This window comes from Pseudarthrobacter albicanus, from assembly GCF_018224015.1.
Lineage (GTDB): Bacteria > Actinomycetota > Actinomycetes > Actinomycetales > Micrococcaceae > Arthrobacter > Arthrobacter albicanus.
Window position 1 is genome coordinate 21,533 of sequence record NZ_JAGPOT010000004.1, and the last position, 17,408, is coordinate 38,940.

The following is a 17,408-nucleotide window of genomic DNA, read 5'->3' on the forward strand; positions in this document are numbered from 1 at the left end:
AAATGGCGCCTTCTTTGGCGTTGGACTCGCGGCGCTCCGACCATTTTCGCACCGCTGCCCGGGCACATCAATGAAATGCAATGCTTCTCCGGTTGATTGTGGCAGCAAGACGGGCAGACCCTCCACGCGCTCGGGGCCCGCTTCGACATGACCCGGTACGGCGTCATGAAGCACCTCAAGCAGCTGGAGGAAGCCGGCCTGGTGGTCACCCGCCGTCGGGGCCGCGAGAAACTCCACTTCCTCAATCCGGTGCCCATCCGCCTGATCCACGACCGCTGGGTCAGCAAATATGCAGAACCATGGGCCGCTGCCCTCAGCGACCTCAAAACCCGATTGGAAAGTCCCATGGAAAAGATCTTCGAAATCTATATCAAGACCACCCTGGAGCGGCTCTGGGAGGCCATCACGGACAGCGGGATCCGCAGCAAGTACCAGTTCGGCATGAACATCAGCTCGGACTGGACGCCCGGATCCCGGTTCGAGATGGCACCGAATGGCGGCGACGTCCTGGGCGAGGGCGAAAACATCGAGGTGGACCCGCCCCGGAAGCTCGTCCAGACTATGCGCGCTCTCTGGGGAGAGGACGTCAAGGCCGAAGGCACGTCGCGGATCACGTGGGAGATCGAGCCTGTGGGCGACGATTCCTGCCACCTCACCGTCACGCACGACCAGCTCCGCGAAGGCGCCAACGAACAGCTCTACGGCGGCTGGCCAATGATCCTCTCCGGCCTCAAGACCTGGCTGGAAACCGGCCAGCTCCTCACGACGCCCGGCTCCCTCATGTACACCTAAGGCAAAAGGCACCGCGAAACCGGTCGCCGCCGTCGTGCTCCCCTGCCAAAGCCTCCTGCCCTCTGGTCCACTTCCTCTGCTGTCCACCGGGTGCCATGGGCCGCCCGATGGAGAGCCTTTCCACCTCTCCGGCGAGTTCCTGGAGATCGACCCGCCGTGGCGCCTTGTCTCCACATTCGCCTGGGAGGAACCCACTGCCGATGACCGCGAAACTGTCGTCGATCTCTCGCTCGGGAGGACAGGCAATGCCACCCGCCTTGTGCTCTCGCAGGTACCGTTCCTCACCGACGAACGGCTTGAACTGCACAGCGGCGGCTGGACTGAGTCGTTTGAGACCCGCATACGGGGCGCCGGAATTTTAGTGCCAAGGTACACGCGGCACGGGTGAACATCGCACCGAGGTTTGGACGACGGTCAAGCGTCCGTACTACCGTCCGACAAATTCAAAACCGTATCGAGGAGGCGGGAAACCGCTCTTCAATCTCTGGCCGCAATGAGATGAAACAGCGGGTGCCTTCCGGACGGCTGTAGACGAGGCCAGCTTCACGAAGGGTCTTCATGTGGTGGCTCAGCGTCGACTGGGCAATCAGGAGCCCACTCATGACCAGCTGGACCCTAGCAGGACACAGGGTGATCGTGACCGGCGGAACCAAAGGAATCGGTGCCGCGTTCGCCGACAGGTTCGGGCATCTACTTCGCCCAGCCCACCTTCCGGAGCCAGCCCGTCAGGATGGGCAGAACTGTGGAACTGTGCATCGCGCTCATGTGGTCGAGGCCGGGGAGTATTTGGACGTCCCATCCGGCCTCGATGAGCGCTCCCTTGTGCGTCGCCAAGGGCTCACCGATCCTCACCTGAACGTCGCCCCATTTCGGCCCGTAATCGATCCGGTCGTCCGCACCGGCGAAGGCGAGCCGTGGCAAGTCACGCGGGACCGCGGCGGCAAAGTCGTCGAAACCTTGGAGGGCCTCGTACAGGGTTACGAATTGGCGGGTTTGTGCCTCGGTCGTTTGAATGGTGGCGGAATCCCAGTCGCCGGGCTCGACTTCTACGGCCGGTGATGCAGCCTGGTCGGGTGACTGGGACGCCGAATGCGCTGCCCGGGTGACGGCCAACATGCTCTTGTACGGTCCATCGAGGGGCGGGAATCCGCCCATGGCCAGCGCCCGGAGACGATCGGTGCGGATTGCGAGCTGCAGGCCGCTGAGCGCCAGCCAGGAGTAGCCGTAGTAGGCGAAGACCTCAGCACCAGCTGCGTCGGCTATGGCCAGGAGATCAGCCGCGACATTCCCCGGGGTGAGGGTGTCCGGTGCCGGATGGGCCATCCGGTGTCCTTCGTAGTCGGCCGCGATCACCCGGTTCGATCCGGCAAGCCCATTGACCAGGTTGGGCCCCAGATCAGGGTCGGCGCCCCACAGGCGCATCGTCTCGGCTTCCGCCGGTGTGCGGGGGGCGAGATTGGCGGGCACCAACAGCGCGGGTCCGTCCCCCTGAATGGCGACATGTATGGTGGTGCCGTCGTGCAAAACGGCCTCGGCGGTATCAGCCACGGCTTTACCCTTCGATTTGAGTGCAACTTCGACACGTTAGAGCATGTCACTGGTCGCCGCCTGCGCACGCTCATGGAGGAGCCCGGCCTGAAGCTGCCAAAAGCTCAGGACCTGAAGAAGTAAGCAGCCGCCCCGCGGGAGGGACTTCTTCGTGGCTGTCGCGATGGGAGACCAGCCCGTCAGGCTGCCGGCCGGATCCGTGCTCATCAGCGCCATACCGCAGCGCCGCGGCGAATGGCCCAGTGCGAGGCGCGACTCGGGGATGGCTCCGATCTGCCGCATAAGACTCATCGTGTCGGAGACGCCCCAGTGTTCAGCGACCTTGCCGAATTCGACGCTTCGGCCGGTTGGCGCTATACCCAGCCTCGGAATGAATTGACGTAGAACACTACGCTTTCCCTGCCGGCGGTTGTCCGGGAAGGGCCTCCCCGTGATCGATAAAATCATCCGTCACCAACTCATTGACGAGAGCGACATTTCCACCCTCAAAACCTCGGTTAAAAAACGCTGGCTCAGTTCAGCGCCGCCAGCCATTACCGACTCCTTTGTGGTTTGAAGCATGGAAGGCCATCTTCCCACTCCCGCCGCACCGCACAGCACCGCATCTGGAATTTTGCCGTTATCAGGGTCTCCTGGGCACACAATCCGGCCCGTATATTGCCCGTGTCAGGCCTGACCTCCGGATGCCGGGAAGCGCATGCCCTGGTAGCGGACCTGGTTGGTCGCGTAGTTGAACATGGTGCGGACCTTGACCACCTTGAGCGTGTCCGGCTGCTCCGCCCGGACCTGGCGCGGGTCCACCAGAAACAGGGTGAGGCCATGGGTCTTGTACCCGTTCTTCGGGGTGGTCCGGGCGAGGACAAAGGCGAGGTCGGATTCCTCGATCCGGCTGGTCCAGCTCTTGTGCCCGGTGATCATGAAATCGTCCCCGTCGCGCACGGCTGCGGTCTCGATACTGGTGGTGTCCAAGCCGGCCGTTCCCCTCAAGTCAATGGAGCAGGAGTCGGCCGCGCCGGTGGGCAGCTTACATCCGCGCGAATTTGGCCTTCACGATCAGGTAAAGCCCGTAACAGATCAGGCCGACGCCGACGGCGGTCAGCATATAAACCCCGTACGGCTGCTCGCGCAGCGCCTTCAGTCCACCATCCAGGCCGGTGGACTCCTGCGGGCGGGCGCTAACGGTGGCAATGATGAACAGCAATCCCACCAGAAACAGCGCGACGCCCTCCGCGACGTATCCGACCACGCCCAGCCCCGTAATAACGGACCGGCCGGTGCCCGAGGCCGGCAGCCGCAGATCCTTCTTGAACGATGCCTTGCATCCGAGGACCACGAAGACAATGCCGACGACGGCGACCGCGGCCCCGATCACGACCAGCAGGAATGGACCCCCGGGTGCTTTCATGATTGAGACCGTGAAATCGCTCGTGGACTGTCCGCTGTTCTTGCTGTTTCCGCTCGCGGAGGCAGCGAACGTCAGCGCCATGACGGCGAACACCACCGCCTTGCCGGCTGCGGAAAGTTTCTTCCCCACCTTCTTCTTGGCCTCCAGCTGACCGTAATCGAACACGGCGTTACTGGTTTGCCAGAGCGCCAGAGCCACACAGGCGGCGAATCCGGCCCACAGCAGCAGCAGCCCCTGCGGCTGGCTGGCGAGCTGGGCGACGGCACCGGCCTGATCCGCCTGTCCCCCCTTGCCGAAGGCCAACTGGATCGCGACGTACCCGATCAGAAGGTGCAACACGCCGCTGACGGCAAAACCCGCCCTGGCGGCAATCACGAGAGCCCGGGAGTTCGAAGCATCCTCCACCGCGTCCGCGGCATCCTTCAGCTCTTTCTTCATTTCCGACCCTTCGCGCAAGCGCAGATGCGGCGGTGTGTAATACGCCTATTTTGTCACGGGAGCACACGCTCAGAAAGGCCTGGTCGGAGCCGGCGAAAACACCGCTGACGGCTCACAGAGCGCTTCTACCGCGGCCGCCTCGACTTTGCGGTCACCCACGGCGGAGGGCTGACCGCCGTCGTCCGCTGTCCGTCCGCCGTTGAGCCCGGGAGTTCTTGCCGTGCAGCACCGGAATGGACGCCATCATCGCCCGGACTCCGCCAGGTAGAGTTCGTTGCCGTCCGGATCGGTGAAGAAGGCCAGCCTCAGGCCTCCTGCCTCGGCCCTGGACCCGTGGAAGACCACGCCGCGCCCCTCCAGCGTCGAGACCACCCCTTCGATCGGCTCGTCAACACCCAGGCCCACGGTCACCGCCCCGGCGGTTCCCGGCACCGGACTGCCGGCCCCGGCGGGGTGCAGGCCCAGCACCATCCCGTCGCCGGCATCAATGCTGGCCCAATGGTCACCGGCCCGGAAGGCCAGTCCCAGACCCAGGACCTCGGTGTAGAACAACACCGAACGGTCCATGCCGCTCACGTAAATCGTCGCGTTCCCGCCCCTGATCATAAGGGCCCACTACCGCCGAACAACCGTTCCCGGGGCCGGAGCCACCGTGGATGGATGGTCTTCATGGAGTTCCCTGCTGTTCACCGATTTGCCCCCAGCCATCAAGGATGGTCCGGAGTGCCCTGACTGCATGGAAGGCGCGCGATTTCACCAGGCCGGTTGGAATGTTCAGTTGCGCCGACGCCTCACCTACCGTGAAGCGGCGGTAGTGCAGTGCCACCAGCACGTCCAGGTGTTCCCTGCTGAGCCTCATCAGGGCCTCTTCCATCGGGACCCGGTTGAGCACATCGATCCGCTCTGTTGCCCGGACGGGATCGGCCACGTCACGTTCCTCACCCTCCTGCGGCCGGCGCTGTGACGTTCGGTGGTTGTCGATCAGGACGTTTCGCGCCGTCCGGAACAGGTAACTGCGCATACTGCCGCTAGTCTTGGGCGCTTGCTGGACCCGCAGCACCGTCTCGTGCACGATGCCGTCCGCCAGCACAGGGTCCCGTGACGCGCTCAGCACGAACCGGCGCAGGGCGCTGCCGTGCTCGCTGTAGATCGCCGCAACAACGTCCTCGTCAGGCGCCATGCGCTTACCTCCCCTGCGGTGCGGCCAAGATCCGTGACGGGTGTTCCCGGCAGCGACAGCACGCCCGGAGCCCGAGGTTTAACCTAACCCAGACGGTCTGGAATTGAACCAGTATTTACCGAAGTGCTTCCTCCAAGTAGCGCCCGTGCCCCAAGCAGCCCTCGCCGACGTCGAGTCCATCAACGTGGGCGTCATCAAAGCCGGCGCAACACTGGTCTCGGATCCCGGCCGAGGTACAGATCCGGCTGGCCGACGGCACCGTCATTGAAAAGTCCGAGGACGCCTTCCGCGGCGCCCCCGAGGACAGGGCCACCTGGGCCGATATTGTCCTCAAGGCCGAAGGGCTGCTCGGTGAATCATCCGCAGCAGCCCTGGCGGAATCCATCGGGAACCTGCAGGACGGGCTGCCCCTGACCGGCCAGATCGCCCTGCCGCTCTTCGTCGGTTAACAGAACGAACGTCCACCCCCTTATCAGGAAGTTGTGAGTCAATGGCGAAAAACACCCGCGGCGGCCGGCCCATCCGCTCCAGCATCACCAGGGCCACACCCGAGAGCGTCCACGTGCACGGACTGGACCTCACCGAGCTTCTGGGGAAGGTCAACCTGGGCGACTTTGCCTTTCTGGAACTGTTCAAGCGGCTTCCGGACGAGCGCGAATCCATTCTCATCAATGCCATGCTCGTTTCACTCGTGGAGCACGGCGTCACGCCCAGTGTCATCGCCGCCAGAATGACCATCATGGGTGCTCCGGAATCCCTGCGGGGCGCCGTTACTGCTGGCCTGCTGGGCCTGGGCAACACCTTTGTCGGGACCATCGAGGGTGCCGCCCGGGTCTGGCAGCAGGAACTTCCCGGCGGAGGCCGGCACGGCATCACCCCGCCGGACCGGCTGGGCGACGATGGGATCACCGCTTTGGCGGTAAGATCGTTGATGAGCACAAAGCGGCAGGCAAACCGCTGGCCGGCATTGGCCATCCCGTGCATAAGCCCGTGGACCCCGGGCCCAGCGGCTTTTCGCCCTCGCCGCAGAACTGGGTTTCGACGGCTCGGGCCCCCGCCTGATGACCGCTATCTCCGCCGTCGCCAGTGAACGCTCGGGCAAGATCCTGCCCGTCAACGTCACCGGCGCCATCGGAGCCTTGTTGGCGACTCTCGGTATTCCCTGGAACGTCGCCCGGGGCCTTGGCGTCATGGCCCGCGCCGTTGGCCTGGTGGGCCATCTGCTGGAAGAGTCCGAAAATCCGATGGCCGGCACGATTTGGAGCGAGACCGAAGAGGAGGCCGTCAAACCCTGACGGCGCTTTGCCCGTAGACGGGGCCCGGGCATTGGCGGATGGTCCCTGACCGTCCGCGATGCCGGGCCCTGGCATGGAACTCGGACGTGGCGAGGGCCGCACGGATGTGCTGATGAAGCACCGAACGACGACGGCGTGTGACTGGGCGGGGTCGGTTCCATGACGCGGGTGGCGGAGTTGGGCATCGACGCCGTGGCCCCGCTGTACGGGTTGCTGGAGTTACTCCGCTGGAAGGGTTGGAAGAGGTACAGCGGGTGCTGCCAGGGGCGCGTCCTAAACAGCAACAGCCCTCGCACTATCTAGATTTCACGCATAAAGTCTGAATAGCGATCCCCTTGTTTAGCATTTTGAAGCAACCCGATGAGAGACCCATGGCCTGTGCACGGCAGCAAGGTCATGCCGTGGAAAGCCTCCGGAGGCGTCCCGCGTGAAGACCGTGAATTCACCGAGGTCACAGTCTCCCTTCCGCCCATGATCGCGGAGTGCTGGTACCACCCGGGCCGGGAGTCCCTGGTCGCGCTGGAGGAAGCCGCCGTCGCCGTTGCATCCCTGGATGTGAAGGCAGGGTCCTGGATGGCCGCCATCAGCGGCTTCCTGCTTCGCAGTGAGTCGGTGTCATCCTCCAGGATCGAACATGTGGAGGCCAAGCGCGAAGACTACGCCCGCGCGATGATCGGGCTCAAAGCCAGCGCCGACGCCCGGTCGATGGCTGCCGCGACCGATGCCAACCAGACGATGATCGACGACGCCGGACAGACCGGCGCCGTCAGGCTTGAAGCCATGCTGACCGCGCACGGGATCCTGATGAAGGACGACACGCTGGACTCCGAATTCGCCGGGAAGATCCGTGACATCCAGAACTGGATCGGCGGCAGTGACTATTCGCCCAGAGGTGCCATCCACGTGCCGCCGCCCCCGGATCTCGTGCCCGGGCTGCTGGAGGACCTCATGGCCTTCAGCAACCGCAAGGACCTCCCCATCATGGCGCAGGCGGCCATCGCCCACGCCCAGTTCGAATCCATCCGTGCCTCCGAAGCCGCCAGTGAATCCGTCTCCGCATTGGACTCCCTTCCTGCCATCTGGACAGAGGCGGCCAGGCCCCGGAAAGGATCGGCAGATGCCAGGATCATTCCCTGGCTGCTGGAACGCCCGGTATTCGAAGCACACAGCGCTGCGCATATCGCCGGGGTGGCCGAAAGTTCCGTTTATGGGGCATGGGAGCGCCCTTCCCACCCCGGAGGAACGCTTCGAAGCCACCCGGCCCATCTATGAGGAAATGGTGGCCCGCGGCTACCTCAAGTTGCAGATCCACGAACCCCTCGGAGGCCCCATGACCAGCCTGATCGACCTGGCCTTGGTCGCCGAGGAACTCATCGCCGTGGAATCAAGCGTTCCCCTCTCGATCATGTCCACCGGACTGGGACTGATGCCGCTGCTGTTCTTCGGCACGCCCGAACAGCACGTACGGTTCCTGCCTCCTTCGTCAACGGAACCGGGGCGCCGCTGGCCGCACTGGCCTTCAGCGAACCCGACGGATCCGCCAACCCCAACCCGGAACGGGGATTCCAAACGTACGCCACCCGAGACGGCGACGAGTGGGTCATCACCGGCCAAAAGATATACACACCCCACGCCAAGGGCTGGGACGGCTCCCACCCAGACCTGTTCGCCGTCGGTGCACGCACCGACATGACGAGCGGCCGTGGCGGGACCTGGAATACCGGCGGTTGCTGGGCAGCCAGTCGTGGAGCTGGCCGTTGAAGTCCTGGAACCAGGCTGATATGGATTTTGCAGAGGCAGCAATGCAGGCATTTGATCAGGCGCCCCGAGGGAAAGTGTTGGCGTGTATACGGCTACTCCAGCAGATGCTACTTAGGCCTTAGATATGTGCGTCCGCCGGCTGCGGGAGTATTCCGCTATCTTGCACGCGACGGCGATGCCCGCGGTGAGCGCGAAGGTGGACAGCAGCTGCGTCCTGGCGGACGGGTCGAGACAGGTCAGCATGAGGATGGCTGCCAGAATCCCCATTCCGGCGAGAGTCAGGTAGGGAAAGGCTCGCATCTTCAGCGTGAGGACCTGGCCGTCCCGGTCTGCCTTCCGGCGGAGTACGAATTGGGACATGAGGACGGATGCCCAGACGAGGAGAACGGTCGACCCCACGAGGTTCAACAGTGCGGGCAGTATGCGGGCGGGGAAGAAGAATTCCAACACGGTGGACGCGACCCCTACTGCTACCGATATGAGTACGGCAAGGACGGGTGCCTTGGCTTTGTTGAGCCGCAGGAGCACTTTGGGTGCGTCGCCGCGTTCGGCCAGTGAATAGATCATCCTGGAGGCACCGTAAAGGTTGGCGTTGAGCGCCGAAAGGAGGGCCACGACAGCCACGAGGATGATGGCGGTCTCTGCGCCCGGGATTCGTGCGGTGGCCAGGACTGCGGCGAAGGGAGAGCTGAGCTGTTCAGAATCCCAGGGGACTACGGTCACGATGATGGCCAGTGAGCCGATGTAGAAGACCATGATGCGCCAAACCACGGTCCGGATGGCCTGGCCCACGCTCCGGACCGGATCGGCGGTTTCGGCTGCGGCGACGCTCACGATTTCCGTTCCACCGAACGCGAAGACCACGACGAGAAGGGCGGAGGAAATACCGGGCCAACCGGACGGTGCGAAACCGCCGTGGCCGAAGAGGTTCGTCAGTCCCGGGGCGGGAGAGTTGGGCAGCCAGCCAAAGATCAGGGCCGCGCCGATAATAAGAAACACGATGATGGCGGCGACCTTGAGTATGGCGAACCAAAATTCGAATTCGCCATAGTTTTTCACGCCCGCAACGTTGATGACTGAGAAGACGGCGATGAAGAGCAGGGTCAGCAGCCATACCGGCAGTTCCGGGAAAATTGTGGCGAAGAGGCCGGCTGCGCCGACGGCTTCGGCGGCGATCACCACAACGAGCTGGAACCACCAGAGCCAGCCGACCGTTGATCCGGCGGTCTTTCCGAAAGCTTTCTGCGTGTAGACGGAGAAGGCCCCCGTGCTGGGACTGGCTGCGGCCAGCTCGCCCAGGGCCTGCATCACGATGATGACGAGGGTGCCGGCCACGAGATAGGAGATCAGCACGGCGGGGCCGGCTGCCTGCACACCGACCCCTGAACCCAAAAACAGCCCGGCGCCGATGGCGCTGCCGAGCCCCATCATGGTCAGCTGGCGTGATTTCAAAGATCGTCCCAAGCCGGGCTGTGCGCCCGGGGGCGCAACGGTGGTTGTCGTAGCAGCAGTATTCATGCAGATGCCTCGCAAGCGTCAGGAGGTGGACGTGCTCCGCCTCGAAGAAATTTGGGATTCCCGGCGGTACATCCAGTCGGCGGGAGACGCCCTCGAGCCGGGTGTCTCGAAGTGACGCTAGTCACTCAGGGAAGTGTGAGCAACGTCCCGGGAAAACCGTATGCAATTTGTCCATCAGGAACGCGCAAGGCGCGGCAGTTATTGCAATCTGCCCCGTGTTGACGCGACAGCTTGTTTATGCGGCTTCCCTTATTTAGCCTCGGGGCAGAAGCGCGCCGTGCTGCAACGGCCCCATAGTTCCGGCTGCCTAGGAGAATCCAATGAACATTCCACACCGTGCAGGGCTCGAAAACTTCCCGCCCTATCGCCAGGGAAAGGCTCCCAGGGGCATCGATGGCCTGAGGGCTTTTAAGCTCTCCTCCAACGAGAATCCGTACCCGCCACTGCCCTCCGTGCTGGCGGCGGTGACCGGTGCGGTGGCGAGCATCAACCTCTACCCGGAGATGGCCGCGGAGGATCTTACCCGGGCCATCGCCGGTCGCTGGGCGGTTTCACCAGACAACATAGGGCTCGGGGCCGGTTCCGTTGAAGTGGCCAGTCAGATCATCCATGCGGTGACCGACCCGGGCGACCTTGTGATGTTCCCCTGGCGGTCCTTTGAGGCGTACCCGCTTCTCGCCACCGCGGCAGGCGCCACACCGCAGCCTGTACCGCTGGCAGCGAATGGAAGCCACGACCTGGCCGCGATGGCGGCGGCAGTGACCCCGAGAACCAGAGTGATCTTCATCTGCAACCCGAACAACCCCAACGGCGCGGTACTCAGTGCTGCCGCCGTGGAAACCTTCATCCAGTCGGTTCCTTCGGATACCGTCGTCGTGTTGGATGAGGCCTACGTCCACTTCAACTGTGACCCGGACACCGCCGTCGGGATCGACATGTTCCGCAAATACCCCAACGTCGCCGTTCTGCACACTTTTTCGAAGGCGTATGGGCTGGCCGGGTTGCGCCTCGGGTATGCCATCGCCGCCCCGGAACTGGTCATCACTCTCCGCAAGGTTGCTGTCCCGTTTGGCGTCACAGCCCTGGCCCAGCAGGCTGCCATGGCATCCCTGCGCGCCGAATCCGAACTTCAGGAGCGAATCGACGTCCTGGTCACCGAACGCCGGCGCGTGCACGCTGCATTGCTGGACGCCGGGCTGCCCGTTCTGCCATCCGAGGCCAACTTCCTATGGCTTGACAGCCGGGACCGAACCGGCGCCCTCGCCGGCCTGTTTGAGGACAACGCTCTTTCCATCCGTGCCTTTCCCGGAGAAGGGATCCGCATCACCATAGGCACTCCCGAAGCCAACGACAGGATTTTGGACGTAGCCCGACAGGCAGCCTCCCTGCTGGCCCCACTGCCCTGACCTAAGGAACCGACATGACCGAACACCTGAACGTATCCGATGTCGTTGCCGAGGTTTGCGCACGGCACACCGAGGCCGTATTCGGCCTGATGGGCAACGGCAACGCCTTTTTCACCAGCAACCTCACCCGCCGCGGCCTGCCGTACATCAGCGCCAGGCACGAGGCCGGCACGGTGGCCATGGCAGACGCCTACCACCGGGCATCCGGCAAGATCGCTGTGGCCACCGTGACCTACGGGGCAGGCTTCACCAACTCGTTGACCGCCCTGACCGAGGCCGCCAAAGCACGGACCCCAATGGTGGTCGTCGTTGGTGAAGCCCCGACAACCGGGCTGCGGCCGTGGGACATTGACCAGCTGATGGTCGCCCAGGGCCTGGGGGTTCTGACCCTCACCGTCGCGGCAGGAAACGCGGCCCGCGTCACCGAAGAGGCCTGGTCGACCGCCCGGCGCGAGCGGCGCCCCGTGGTCCTGTCCATTCCCTATGACCTCTCCAGCGAGATCGCCGGCCCCCAGGAACCGGCAACAGAGCAGCGATCTGCCCACCAGACAGCACCGGACCCCGGCGTGATCCAACGCATCGCGACAATGCTGGTCCGGGCCGAGCGACCCTTGATCCTGGCCGGCAACGGTGCTGTCGTCTCCGGCGCCGGAGCGGCCCTGGTGGAACTGGGCGATAAGATCGGAGCCCTCTTCGCCACGTCCGTTAGGGCCCGCAACTACCTCAAAACCCCTTGGGACCTGGGTATAGCAGGGGGCTTCGCCCGGACCGCACCGCTGCACCTCATGCGCACGGCAGACGTCATACTCGTCGCGGGCGCCAGCCTCAACGCCTTCCAGACGCGCTACGGCTCCCTCTTCGCAGAAGATGCCGAGGTAATACAGATCGACGAACTCGATGCCGCTACCAACCCCAGGGTCACCTGCTTCGTTCAGGCCGACGCCACAACAATGGCACAGTCACTCACCGCGGCAGTCTCCCCCCTGGATAATGGTTGGCGGACCAGACACCCCGAAGTGATCACCGCTTCCTTCTCGCATGATCCACCCGCTGACGAATTTGCACCCGACGGGCGGCTGAATCCCCGGGCTGTCGCACAGCAACTCGACGCCCTGCTGCCCACCCAGCGCACCATCGTCCAGGACGGCGGCCACTTCTGCGGCTGGATCCCCATGTACTGCCAAGCCCCTGACCCGCAGGGACTCATGATGGTCGGCACGGCCTTCCAATCGATTGGCCTGGGCATCCCGGCAGCAGCCGGGGCAGCCGTGGCACGCCCTGACCGGATCACCGTTTTGATTTCCGGGGACGGCGGCGCCCTGATGGCTCTTGCGGATCTCGATTCAGCCGTCCGTGCCATCCCGAGCGGGGTAATGATCGTCTTCAACGATGCCGCCTACGGGGCCGAAATCCACCAATACGCGGCACGCGGCCTCGACGACACAGCCATGCAAATAAAAGAAGTCGACTTTAGCGCTGTAGGACGGGCGATGGGCGCCCAAGGCGTGAAGATGCGGTCACTCGCTGACCTTCAGGGGCTGAAAGAATGGCTTGCCGCCGGCGCCGAGGGCCTATTCGTGCTCGACGTGGCCATCTCACAGAGCGAGGTCGCCGAGTACATGCGCGAAAGCATGGCGCCCATCCTGGCTTCAGAGACAAGGGCCGGCTAGTGCGGTGACCGGAAAGGTTGACCGGGTTTGGGAACGTGCCGGTCTGGTGGCATGGCTGAACGTGTGAAAATGCGCCGGCTCAGTCCGGCGGAAGGGCAGCAGCTGCTGCGGATCGTGCGCCGCGGGGAGCCGAAGCAGGTCCGGAGTGTGGTCCGGTGGCGGCGGGCGACGATGCTTTTGGCTTCGGCGGGCGGGAATTCGGTACCGGTCATCGCCCGGCTGCTCGCCGCGGACGAGGACACCGTGCGGGCGGTGATCCACCGGTTCAACGAGATCGGGCTGGACTGCCTGGACCCTGACTGGGCGGGAGGCCGTCCCCGCCTGCTCAGCGGCGTCGAGGAGGACTTCGTCGCCGCGACGGCCCTGACCCGCCCGGGCAAGCTGGGGGTGCCCCTTCTCGCACTTGTCGATTCGCAAGCTGGCCGGGTACCTGGGCGAACGCCCGGACCGGCCGGTCCACATTGGCCGGGAGGCGCTGCGTACCCTGCTGCACCGGCACCGGATCACGTTCCAGCACACCTCGACCTGGAAGGAATCCACCGACCCGGACATCGAGGCGAAGCTGGAGAGGATCGAGGACGTGCTCGACCACCATCCGGACCGGGCCTTCGCGTTCGACGAGTTCGGCCCACTGGGCATCCGCCCAAACGCCGGGACCGGCTGGGCCCGGCCGGGTCATTCATTCCCGTGCCGCAGGCGCGGACGATGACCGGGTGCTCCCGACAGGCTCGCCTGCCAACGGGTACCGTTAAGCCGTGACTTTACCGCCGCCGCCCCAACTCGCCGACCCTGTGATCACCCGCCTGGTGGGCAGCACCTCCCTGAGCCGCGGCCGCACCTACGCGCGCAAGGGCGCCGTTTCCAGCATCGAGTGGAATCCCAAGAACCTGGAGTTAAGAGGCAAGGTCCAAGGCAACCGCAGCGCCCCCTACCGGACTAAAGTCTGGTTCAAGGACGGCGTCAAGGGTCTGCGTGTTGAGCGGGGCGAGTGCTCCTGCCCCATGGTCTTCAACTGCAAGCACGTCGCCGCTTTGCTCCTGGAAATCAGCAACGGGTTTGTCCTGGAGCATCCGGCGCTGCTGGACGTTCCGCCGGCCCCGGCGAGCGCTCAAGCTCCGAAGCAGCCCGCGCCCGCCGTTCAGAACTCAGTTCAGAACTCAGTTCAGAAACCTGTTCAGAAACCTGTCCAGGAGGAGGCACCTCCCGCGCCCTGGCAGGAGCAGATCCATTCCCTTCTTCACCCGGAAGCGGCTCCACGGCACCCGGGTTTCGCCGGCGGACAGGCCATCCGCAGCGCCGGCGCGCCAACGCTGCGGCTCGGTGTGCAGCTGGAACTGCACGAATCCAGTTCCAGCCAGCCCGCCTGGTACCAGCGTGGCCGCGTTGATCCGTGGCAAAACCAATCCGCCCCGCCGCTCAGCCTGACCGCCAGGCCGGTGAAACAGAATGCCAAGGGCAAGTGGCTGGTGGGCCAGCTGCGCTGGGATACCTTCGCGCATTCGCGCTACGGATACCAACTCCAGGAATTCAGTCCGGAACAGATCCGCTGGATGCGCACCTTTGCCACGCTCTACGCTGCCGAGGGCTCGCAGTGGCCGTACATGCACCTGCCCCTGGAGCGCTTCGACAGCCCGCTGCTCTGGCGGCTCCTCGCCCAGGCCAGCGAAATCGGTGTGGCGCTGGTCGCCGCAAAGGCCGGCGACGCCGTCGTAATTCATGAGCCGGTCACCATTTCCCTGGACATCCGCGATCACGACGGCGGGCTGGGGCTGGCACCGTACGTCGGCATCGGCGGCAGTTCCGCGGACCGCACCGCGATGGGCGTGATCGGCCAGCCCGGCCACGGACTGTTCTGGTGGGACGCCGCCACAGGGCCGGGCACCTCCACGGCTCCCCATGGTTTCCATCTGGCCCCGAGCAAAGCGCCTGTTCCTGACGCCATCCGTCCGCTGATCCACCACCGCACTGAACTGCTGGTTCCGGCGGCGGCCCGCGGTTCCTTCCTGGGTGCCATCTTCCCGCAACTGGCCCAGGCAGCGGATGTCATCTGCAGCGACGCCTCCGTGGACCTGCCGCAGATCCTGCCGCCGGAGCTGGTCCTGACAGCCGCCCACATCCCCGGTGAGGACGCGGCAGACGCGGCGCCGTCCGGCCGGACCCCGCGCCGCCGTGCGGCAGCAGCGCCGCAGGATCCCGGCGCGCTGCAGCTTCAATGGCACTGGGAGTACGCGTCCGCCGGCACCGTCACCCGCCAGCCGCTGCCCGACGCCGGCACCGGCTACCGCGACCCCACGTTCGAAGCCCAGCTGCTGGCCCGGGTGGCCGGGGTCCTGGACCCGTTTCCGGCTGCCTGGCAGGAGCAGTTCCCGGACCAGCCCTCCGGCCACCCCGGCAGCACCGTCCCGGCGGTGCTCAGAAACCTCGCCGCCGCCCGGTTCACCGCCGAGGCACTCCCCGTGCTGGAACAGCTCGAGCACCTCCGGGTAGTCACCACGGGCACAGTGCCGGACTACAGCGAGCTGACCGATACCCCGCTCATCGGCATCAGCACCAAGGGAACGGACGACGGCGACTGGTTTGACTTGGGCGTCACCGTCACCCTGGGCGGGGAAGACGTCCCCTTCGACCAGCTCTTCCGCGCCCTGGCAGCAGGCGAAGAACACCTGATGCTGTCCAACGGCAACTACTTCCGGCTCGACCAGCCCGAATTCCTCCAGCTGCGCCGCCTGATCGAGGAAGCCCGTGCCCTGCAGGACCACGAAGGGCCCCTGCGGATCAGCCGCTACCAGGCCGGGCTCTGGGACGAGCTCGAGGAACTGGCGGCAACGGCCAAACAAGCCGATTCCTGGCGGCGGAGCGTCGGTGGACTGCTGCGGTTCACGGAGCTTCTGGACGTGCCGCCGCCGGCGGGACTCAACGCTTCACTGCGCCCCTACCAGCAGGACGGCTTCAACTGGCTGGCCTTCCTGTGGCAGCAGGGCCTGGGCGGCGTGCTCGCGGACGATATGGGCCTGGGCAAGACCCTCCAGGCCATCGCCCTGATCTGCCACGCCAAGAACGGCATCGGCGCTCCGGACCGGGACGACACCGCGAGGCGCCCCTTCCTGGTGGTCGCCCCGACCTCCGTGGTGCCCAACTGGGCCGCGGAAATCGGACGTTTCGCCCCCGGGCTGCGCGTCACCGCCGTCACGGACACGCTGCAGCGCAGCGGGACGGATCTGGCGGCGCTCGCCGCCGGGTCCGACGTCGTGGTTGTTTCCTACACGCTCTTCCGGCTCGACTATGAGGCCTACGCCGCGCAGCAGTGGGCCGGGCTGGTACTGGACGAGGCACAGTTTGTGAAGAATCCGGCCACCAAGGCCAGCCAGAACGCCCGCCGCTTCCCGGCCCCGTTCAAGCTCGCCATCACGGGCACGCCCATGGAGAACAACCTGATGGAGTTGTGGTCCATGTTCGCGATCACCGCTCCCGGGCTGTTCCCGTCGTCGAAGAATTTCGCCGACTACTACCAGAAGCCGGTGGAGAAAGAAGGGAACGCGGCGAAACTGGCGCAATTACGACGCCGGATCCGGCCCCTGATGATGCGGCGCACCAAGGACCTGGTCGCCAGGGACCTGCCCGCCAAACAGGAACAGGTGCTGGAGCTGGAGCTGGCGCCGCGGCACCGCACCATTTACCAGCGGCAACTACAGCGCGAACGGCAGAAGGTTCTGGGGCTGCTGGGGGACATGGACAAGAACCGCTTCGCGATCTTCAAGTCCCTCACCACCTTGCGCAGGCTCAGCCTGGACGCATCCCTGGTGGACGAGAAATACGCGTCCGTCCCTTCCAGCAAGCTCGATGCCCTGTTGGAGCAGCTCCGCGACATCGCGGCCGAGGGACACCGCGCCCTGATCTTCAGCCAGTTCACCGGCTTCCTTTCCAAGGCCGCGGCACGCCTTGACGCGGAAGGCATCCCGTACGCCTACCTGGACGGCAAGACCCGCCGGCGCGGCGAGGTGATCGAGCAGTTCAAGTCCGGAAGCGCGCCGGTGTTCCTCATCAGCCTCAAGGCCGGCGGGTTCGGACTGAACCTGACCGAGGCCGACTATGTGTTCCTGCTGGACCCCTGGTGGAATCCCGCTTCGGAGGCCCAAGCCGTTGACCGGACCCACAGGATCGGCCAGAGCCGGAATGTCATGGTCTACCGGCTGGTGGCCAGGGACACCATCGAGGAGAAAGTCATGGCGCTCAAGGAAAAGAAGGCCAAGCTGTTTACCGCCGTCCTGGACGACGACGCGATGTTCGCCTCGGCACTGTCGGCGGAGGACGTGCGGGGGTTGTTCGACAGCTGAGGCACGCCGATGGTTGCGGCATCGACGTCCGGGCGGGCCTGCCGCTGCTGTCCCCCCATCG

General features: G+C 65.0%; 19 protein-coding genes and 1 pseudogene. 12 read left to right on the top strand and 8 right to left on the bottom strand.

Going from position 1 to position 17,408, the window contains the following annotated elements:
* Window positions 1–96 precede the first annotated feature (96 nt).
* Window positions 97–792, top strand: a complete 696-nt coding sequence (locus tag J9611_RS01255) for an ArsR/SmtB family transcription factor (protein ID WP_211876955.1) — start codon at window positions 97–99, stop codon at window positions 790–792.
* A 34-nt stretch (window positions 793–826) separates the two neighbouring features.
* Entirely contained in the window at window positions 827–1,180 is a 354-nt protein-coding gene (locus J9611_RS01260) for an SRPBCC family protein (protein ID WP_211876957.1), read from the top strand.
* A gap of 55 nt (window positions 1,181–1,235) precedes the next feature.
* On the opposite strand, the gene J9611_RS01265 is transcribed toward J9611_RS01260, so the two are convergent.
* The 3 genes from J9611_RS01265 to J9611_RS01275 all read right to left on the bottom strand — a co-directional run bounded on the left by J9611_RS01265 (window position 1,236) and on the right by J9611_RS01275 (window position 2,622).
* Window positions 1,236–1,394 (bottom strand): ArsR/SmtB family transcription factor, encoded by a 159-nt coding sequence (locus J9611_RS01265; protein WP_211876959.1) that lies wholly within the window; start codon window positions 1,392–1,394, stop codon window positions 1,236–1,238.
* Between the two features lie 88 nt (window positions 1,395–1,482).
* On the bottom strand, window positions 1,483–2,340 hold the full coding sequence (locus J9611_RS01270; RefSeq protein WP_211876961.1) for an alpha/beta hydrolase: 858 nt from the start codon (window positions 2,338–2,340) through the stop codon (window positions 1,483–1,485).
* A 36-nt stretch (window positions 2,341–2,376) separates the two neighbouring features.
* On the bottom strand, window positions 2,377–2,622 hold the full coding sequence (locus J9611_RS01275) for a hypothetical protein (protein ID WP_211876963.1): 246 nt from the start codon (window positions 2,620–2,622) through the stop codon (window positions 2,377–2,379).
* Window positions 2,623–2,770: 148 nt separating this feature from the next.
* Here J9611_RS01275 and J9611_RS22270 point away from each other — a divergent pair, with 148 nt between their 5' ends.
* The gene (locus tag J9611_RS22270) at window positions 2,771–2,896 is read left to right on the top strand and encodes a hypothetical protein (protein ID WP_281414506.1); all 126 of its coding nucleotides are present in this window, start codon (window positions 2,771–2,773) and stop codon (window positions 2,894–2,896) included.
* A 110-nt stretch (window positions 2,897–3,006) separates the two neighbouring features.
* Here the strand turns inward: J9611_RS22270 and J9611_RS01280 are convergent, their stop codons facing one another.
* The 4 genes from J9611_RS01280 to J9611_RS01295 all read right to left on the bottom strand — a co-directional run bounded on the left by J9611_RS01280 (window position 3,007) and on the right by J9611_RS01295 (window position 5,363).
* Window positions 3,007–3,309 carry an acyl-CoA dehydrogenase family protein gene (locus J9611_RS01280; protein ID WP_246527214.1) on the bottom strand — a complete coding sequence of 101 codons (303 nt, stop codon included), beginning with the start codon at window positions 3,307–3,309 and terminating at the stop codon, window positions 3,007–3,009.
* A 55-nt stretch (window positions 3,310–3,364) separates the two neighbouring features.
* On the bottom strand, window positions 3,365–4,183 hold the full coding sequence (locus J9611_RS01285) for a DUF1206 domain-containing protein (RefSeq protein WP_211876964.1): 819 nt from the start codon (window positions 4,181–4,183) through the stop codon (window positions 3,365–3,367).
* A 243-nt stretch (window positions 4,184–4,426) separates the two neighbouring features.
* On the bottom strand, window positions 4,427–4,789 hold the full coding sequence (locus J9611_RS01290) for a VOC family protein (RefSeq protein WP_211876965.1): 363 nt from the start codon (window positions 4,787–4,789) through the stop codon (window positions 4,427–4,429).
* A gap of 61 nt (window positions 4,790–4,850) precedes the next feature.
* Complete coding sequence (locus J9611_RS01295; RefSeq protein WP_211876967.1) at window positions 4,851–5,363, bottom strand: sigma-70 family RNA polymerase sigma factor; 513 nt, start codon at window positions 5,361–5,363, stop codon at window positions 4,851–4,853.
* A 490-nt stretch (window positions 5,364–5,853) separates the two neighbouring features.
* Between J9611_RS01295 and J9611_RS01300 the strand changes: the two genes are divergently transcribed.
* The 4 genes from J9611_RS01300 to J9611_RS22655 all read left to right on the top strand — a co-directional run bounded on the left by J9611_RS01300 (window position 5,854) and on the right by J9611_RS22655 (window position 8,351).
* Window positions 5,854–6,453, top strand: coding sequence for a citrate synthase family protein (locus J9611_RS01300; protein WP_211876969.1), 600 nt, complete (start codon window positions 5,854–5,856; stop codon window positions 6,451–6,453).
* A complete protein-coding gene (locus J9611_RS01305) occupies window positions 6,425–6,658 on the top strand; it encodes a hypothetical protein (protein WP_504741510.1) in 234 nt (77 codons plus the stop codon). The genes J9611_RS01300 and J9611_RS01305 overlap by 29 nt, the downstream gene beginning before the upstream one ends.
* A gap of 396 nt (window positions 6,659–7,054) precedes the next feature.
* On the top strand, window positions 7,055–7,930 hold the full coding sequence (locus J9611_RS01310; RefSeq protein ID WP_246527215.1) for a Fic family protein: 876 nt from the start codon (window positions 7,055–7,057) through the stop codon (window positions 7,928–7,930).
* Between the two features lie 4 nt (window positions 7,931–7,934).
* Window positions 7,935–8,351: an acyl-CoA dehydrogenase family protein gene (locus J9611_RS22655; protein ID WP_372447743.1), complete on the top strand. Its 417-nt coding sequence runs from the start codon at window positions 7,935–7,937 to the stop codon at window positions 8,349–8,351.
* Window positions 8,352–8,530: 179 nt separating this feature from the next.
* On the opposite strand, the gene J9611_RS01320 is transcribed toward J9611_RS22655, so the two are convergent.
* Complete coding sequence (locus J9611_RS01320; protein WP_372447739.1) at window positions 8,531–9,937, bottom strand: amino acid permease; 1,407 nt, start codon at window positions 9,935–9,937, stop codon at window positions 8,531–8,533.
* A gap of 320 nt (window positions 9,938–10,257) precedes the next feature.
* On the opposite strand from J9611_RS01320, the gene hisC reads away from it, so the two are divergent.
* The 5 genes and pseudogenes from hisC (at window position 10,258) to J9611_RS01340 (ending at window position 17,347) form a co-directional block, all read left to right on the top strand.
* A complete protein-coding gene (gene hisC / locus J9611_RS01325) occupies window positions 10,258–11,343 on the top strand; it encodes a histidinol-phosphate transaminase (protein ID WP_211876973.1) in 1,086 nt (361 codons plus the stop codon).
* A gap of 14 nt (window positions 11,344–11,357) precedes the next feature.
* Window positions 11,358–13,013 (top strand): thiamine pyrophosphate-binding protein, encoded by a 1,656-nt coding sequence (locus tag J9611_RS01330; protein ID WP_211876974.1) that lies wholly within the window; start codon window positions 11,358–11,360, stop codon window positions 13,011–13,013.
* 69 nt (window positions 13,014–13,082) lie between these two features.
* Window positions 13,083–13,343: pseudogene (locus J9611_RS22660) on the top strand (helix-turn-helix domain-containing protein); the annotation flags it as partial.
* A 73-nt stretch (window positions 13,344–13,416) separates the two neighbouring features.
* Window positions 13,417–13,722 (top strand): hypothetical protein, encoded by a 306-nt coding sequence (locus J9611_RS21675; protein WP_246527216.1) that lies wholly within the window; start codon window positions 13,417–13,419, stop codon window positions 13,720–13,722.
* A gap of 46 nt (window positions 13,723–13,768) precedes the next feature.
* Window positions 13,769–17,347, top strand: a complete 3,579-nt coding sequence (locus J9611_RS01340) for a DEAD/DEAH box helicase (protein ID WP_211876977.1) — start codon at window positions 13,769–13,771, stop codon at window positions 17,345–17,347.
* Window positions 17,348–17,408 lie beyond the last annotated feature (61 nt).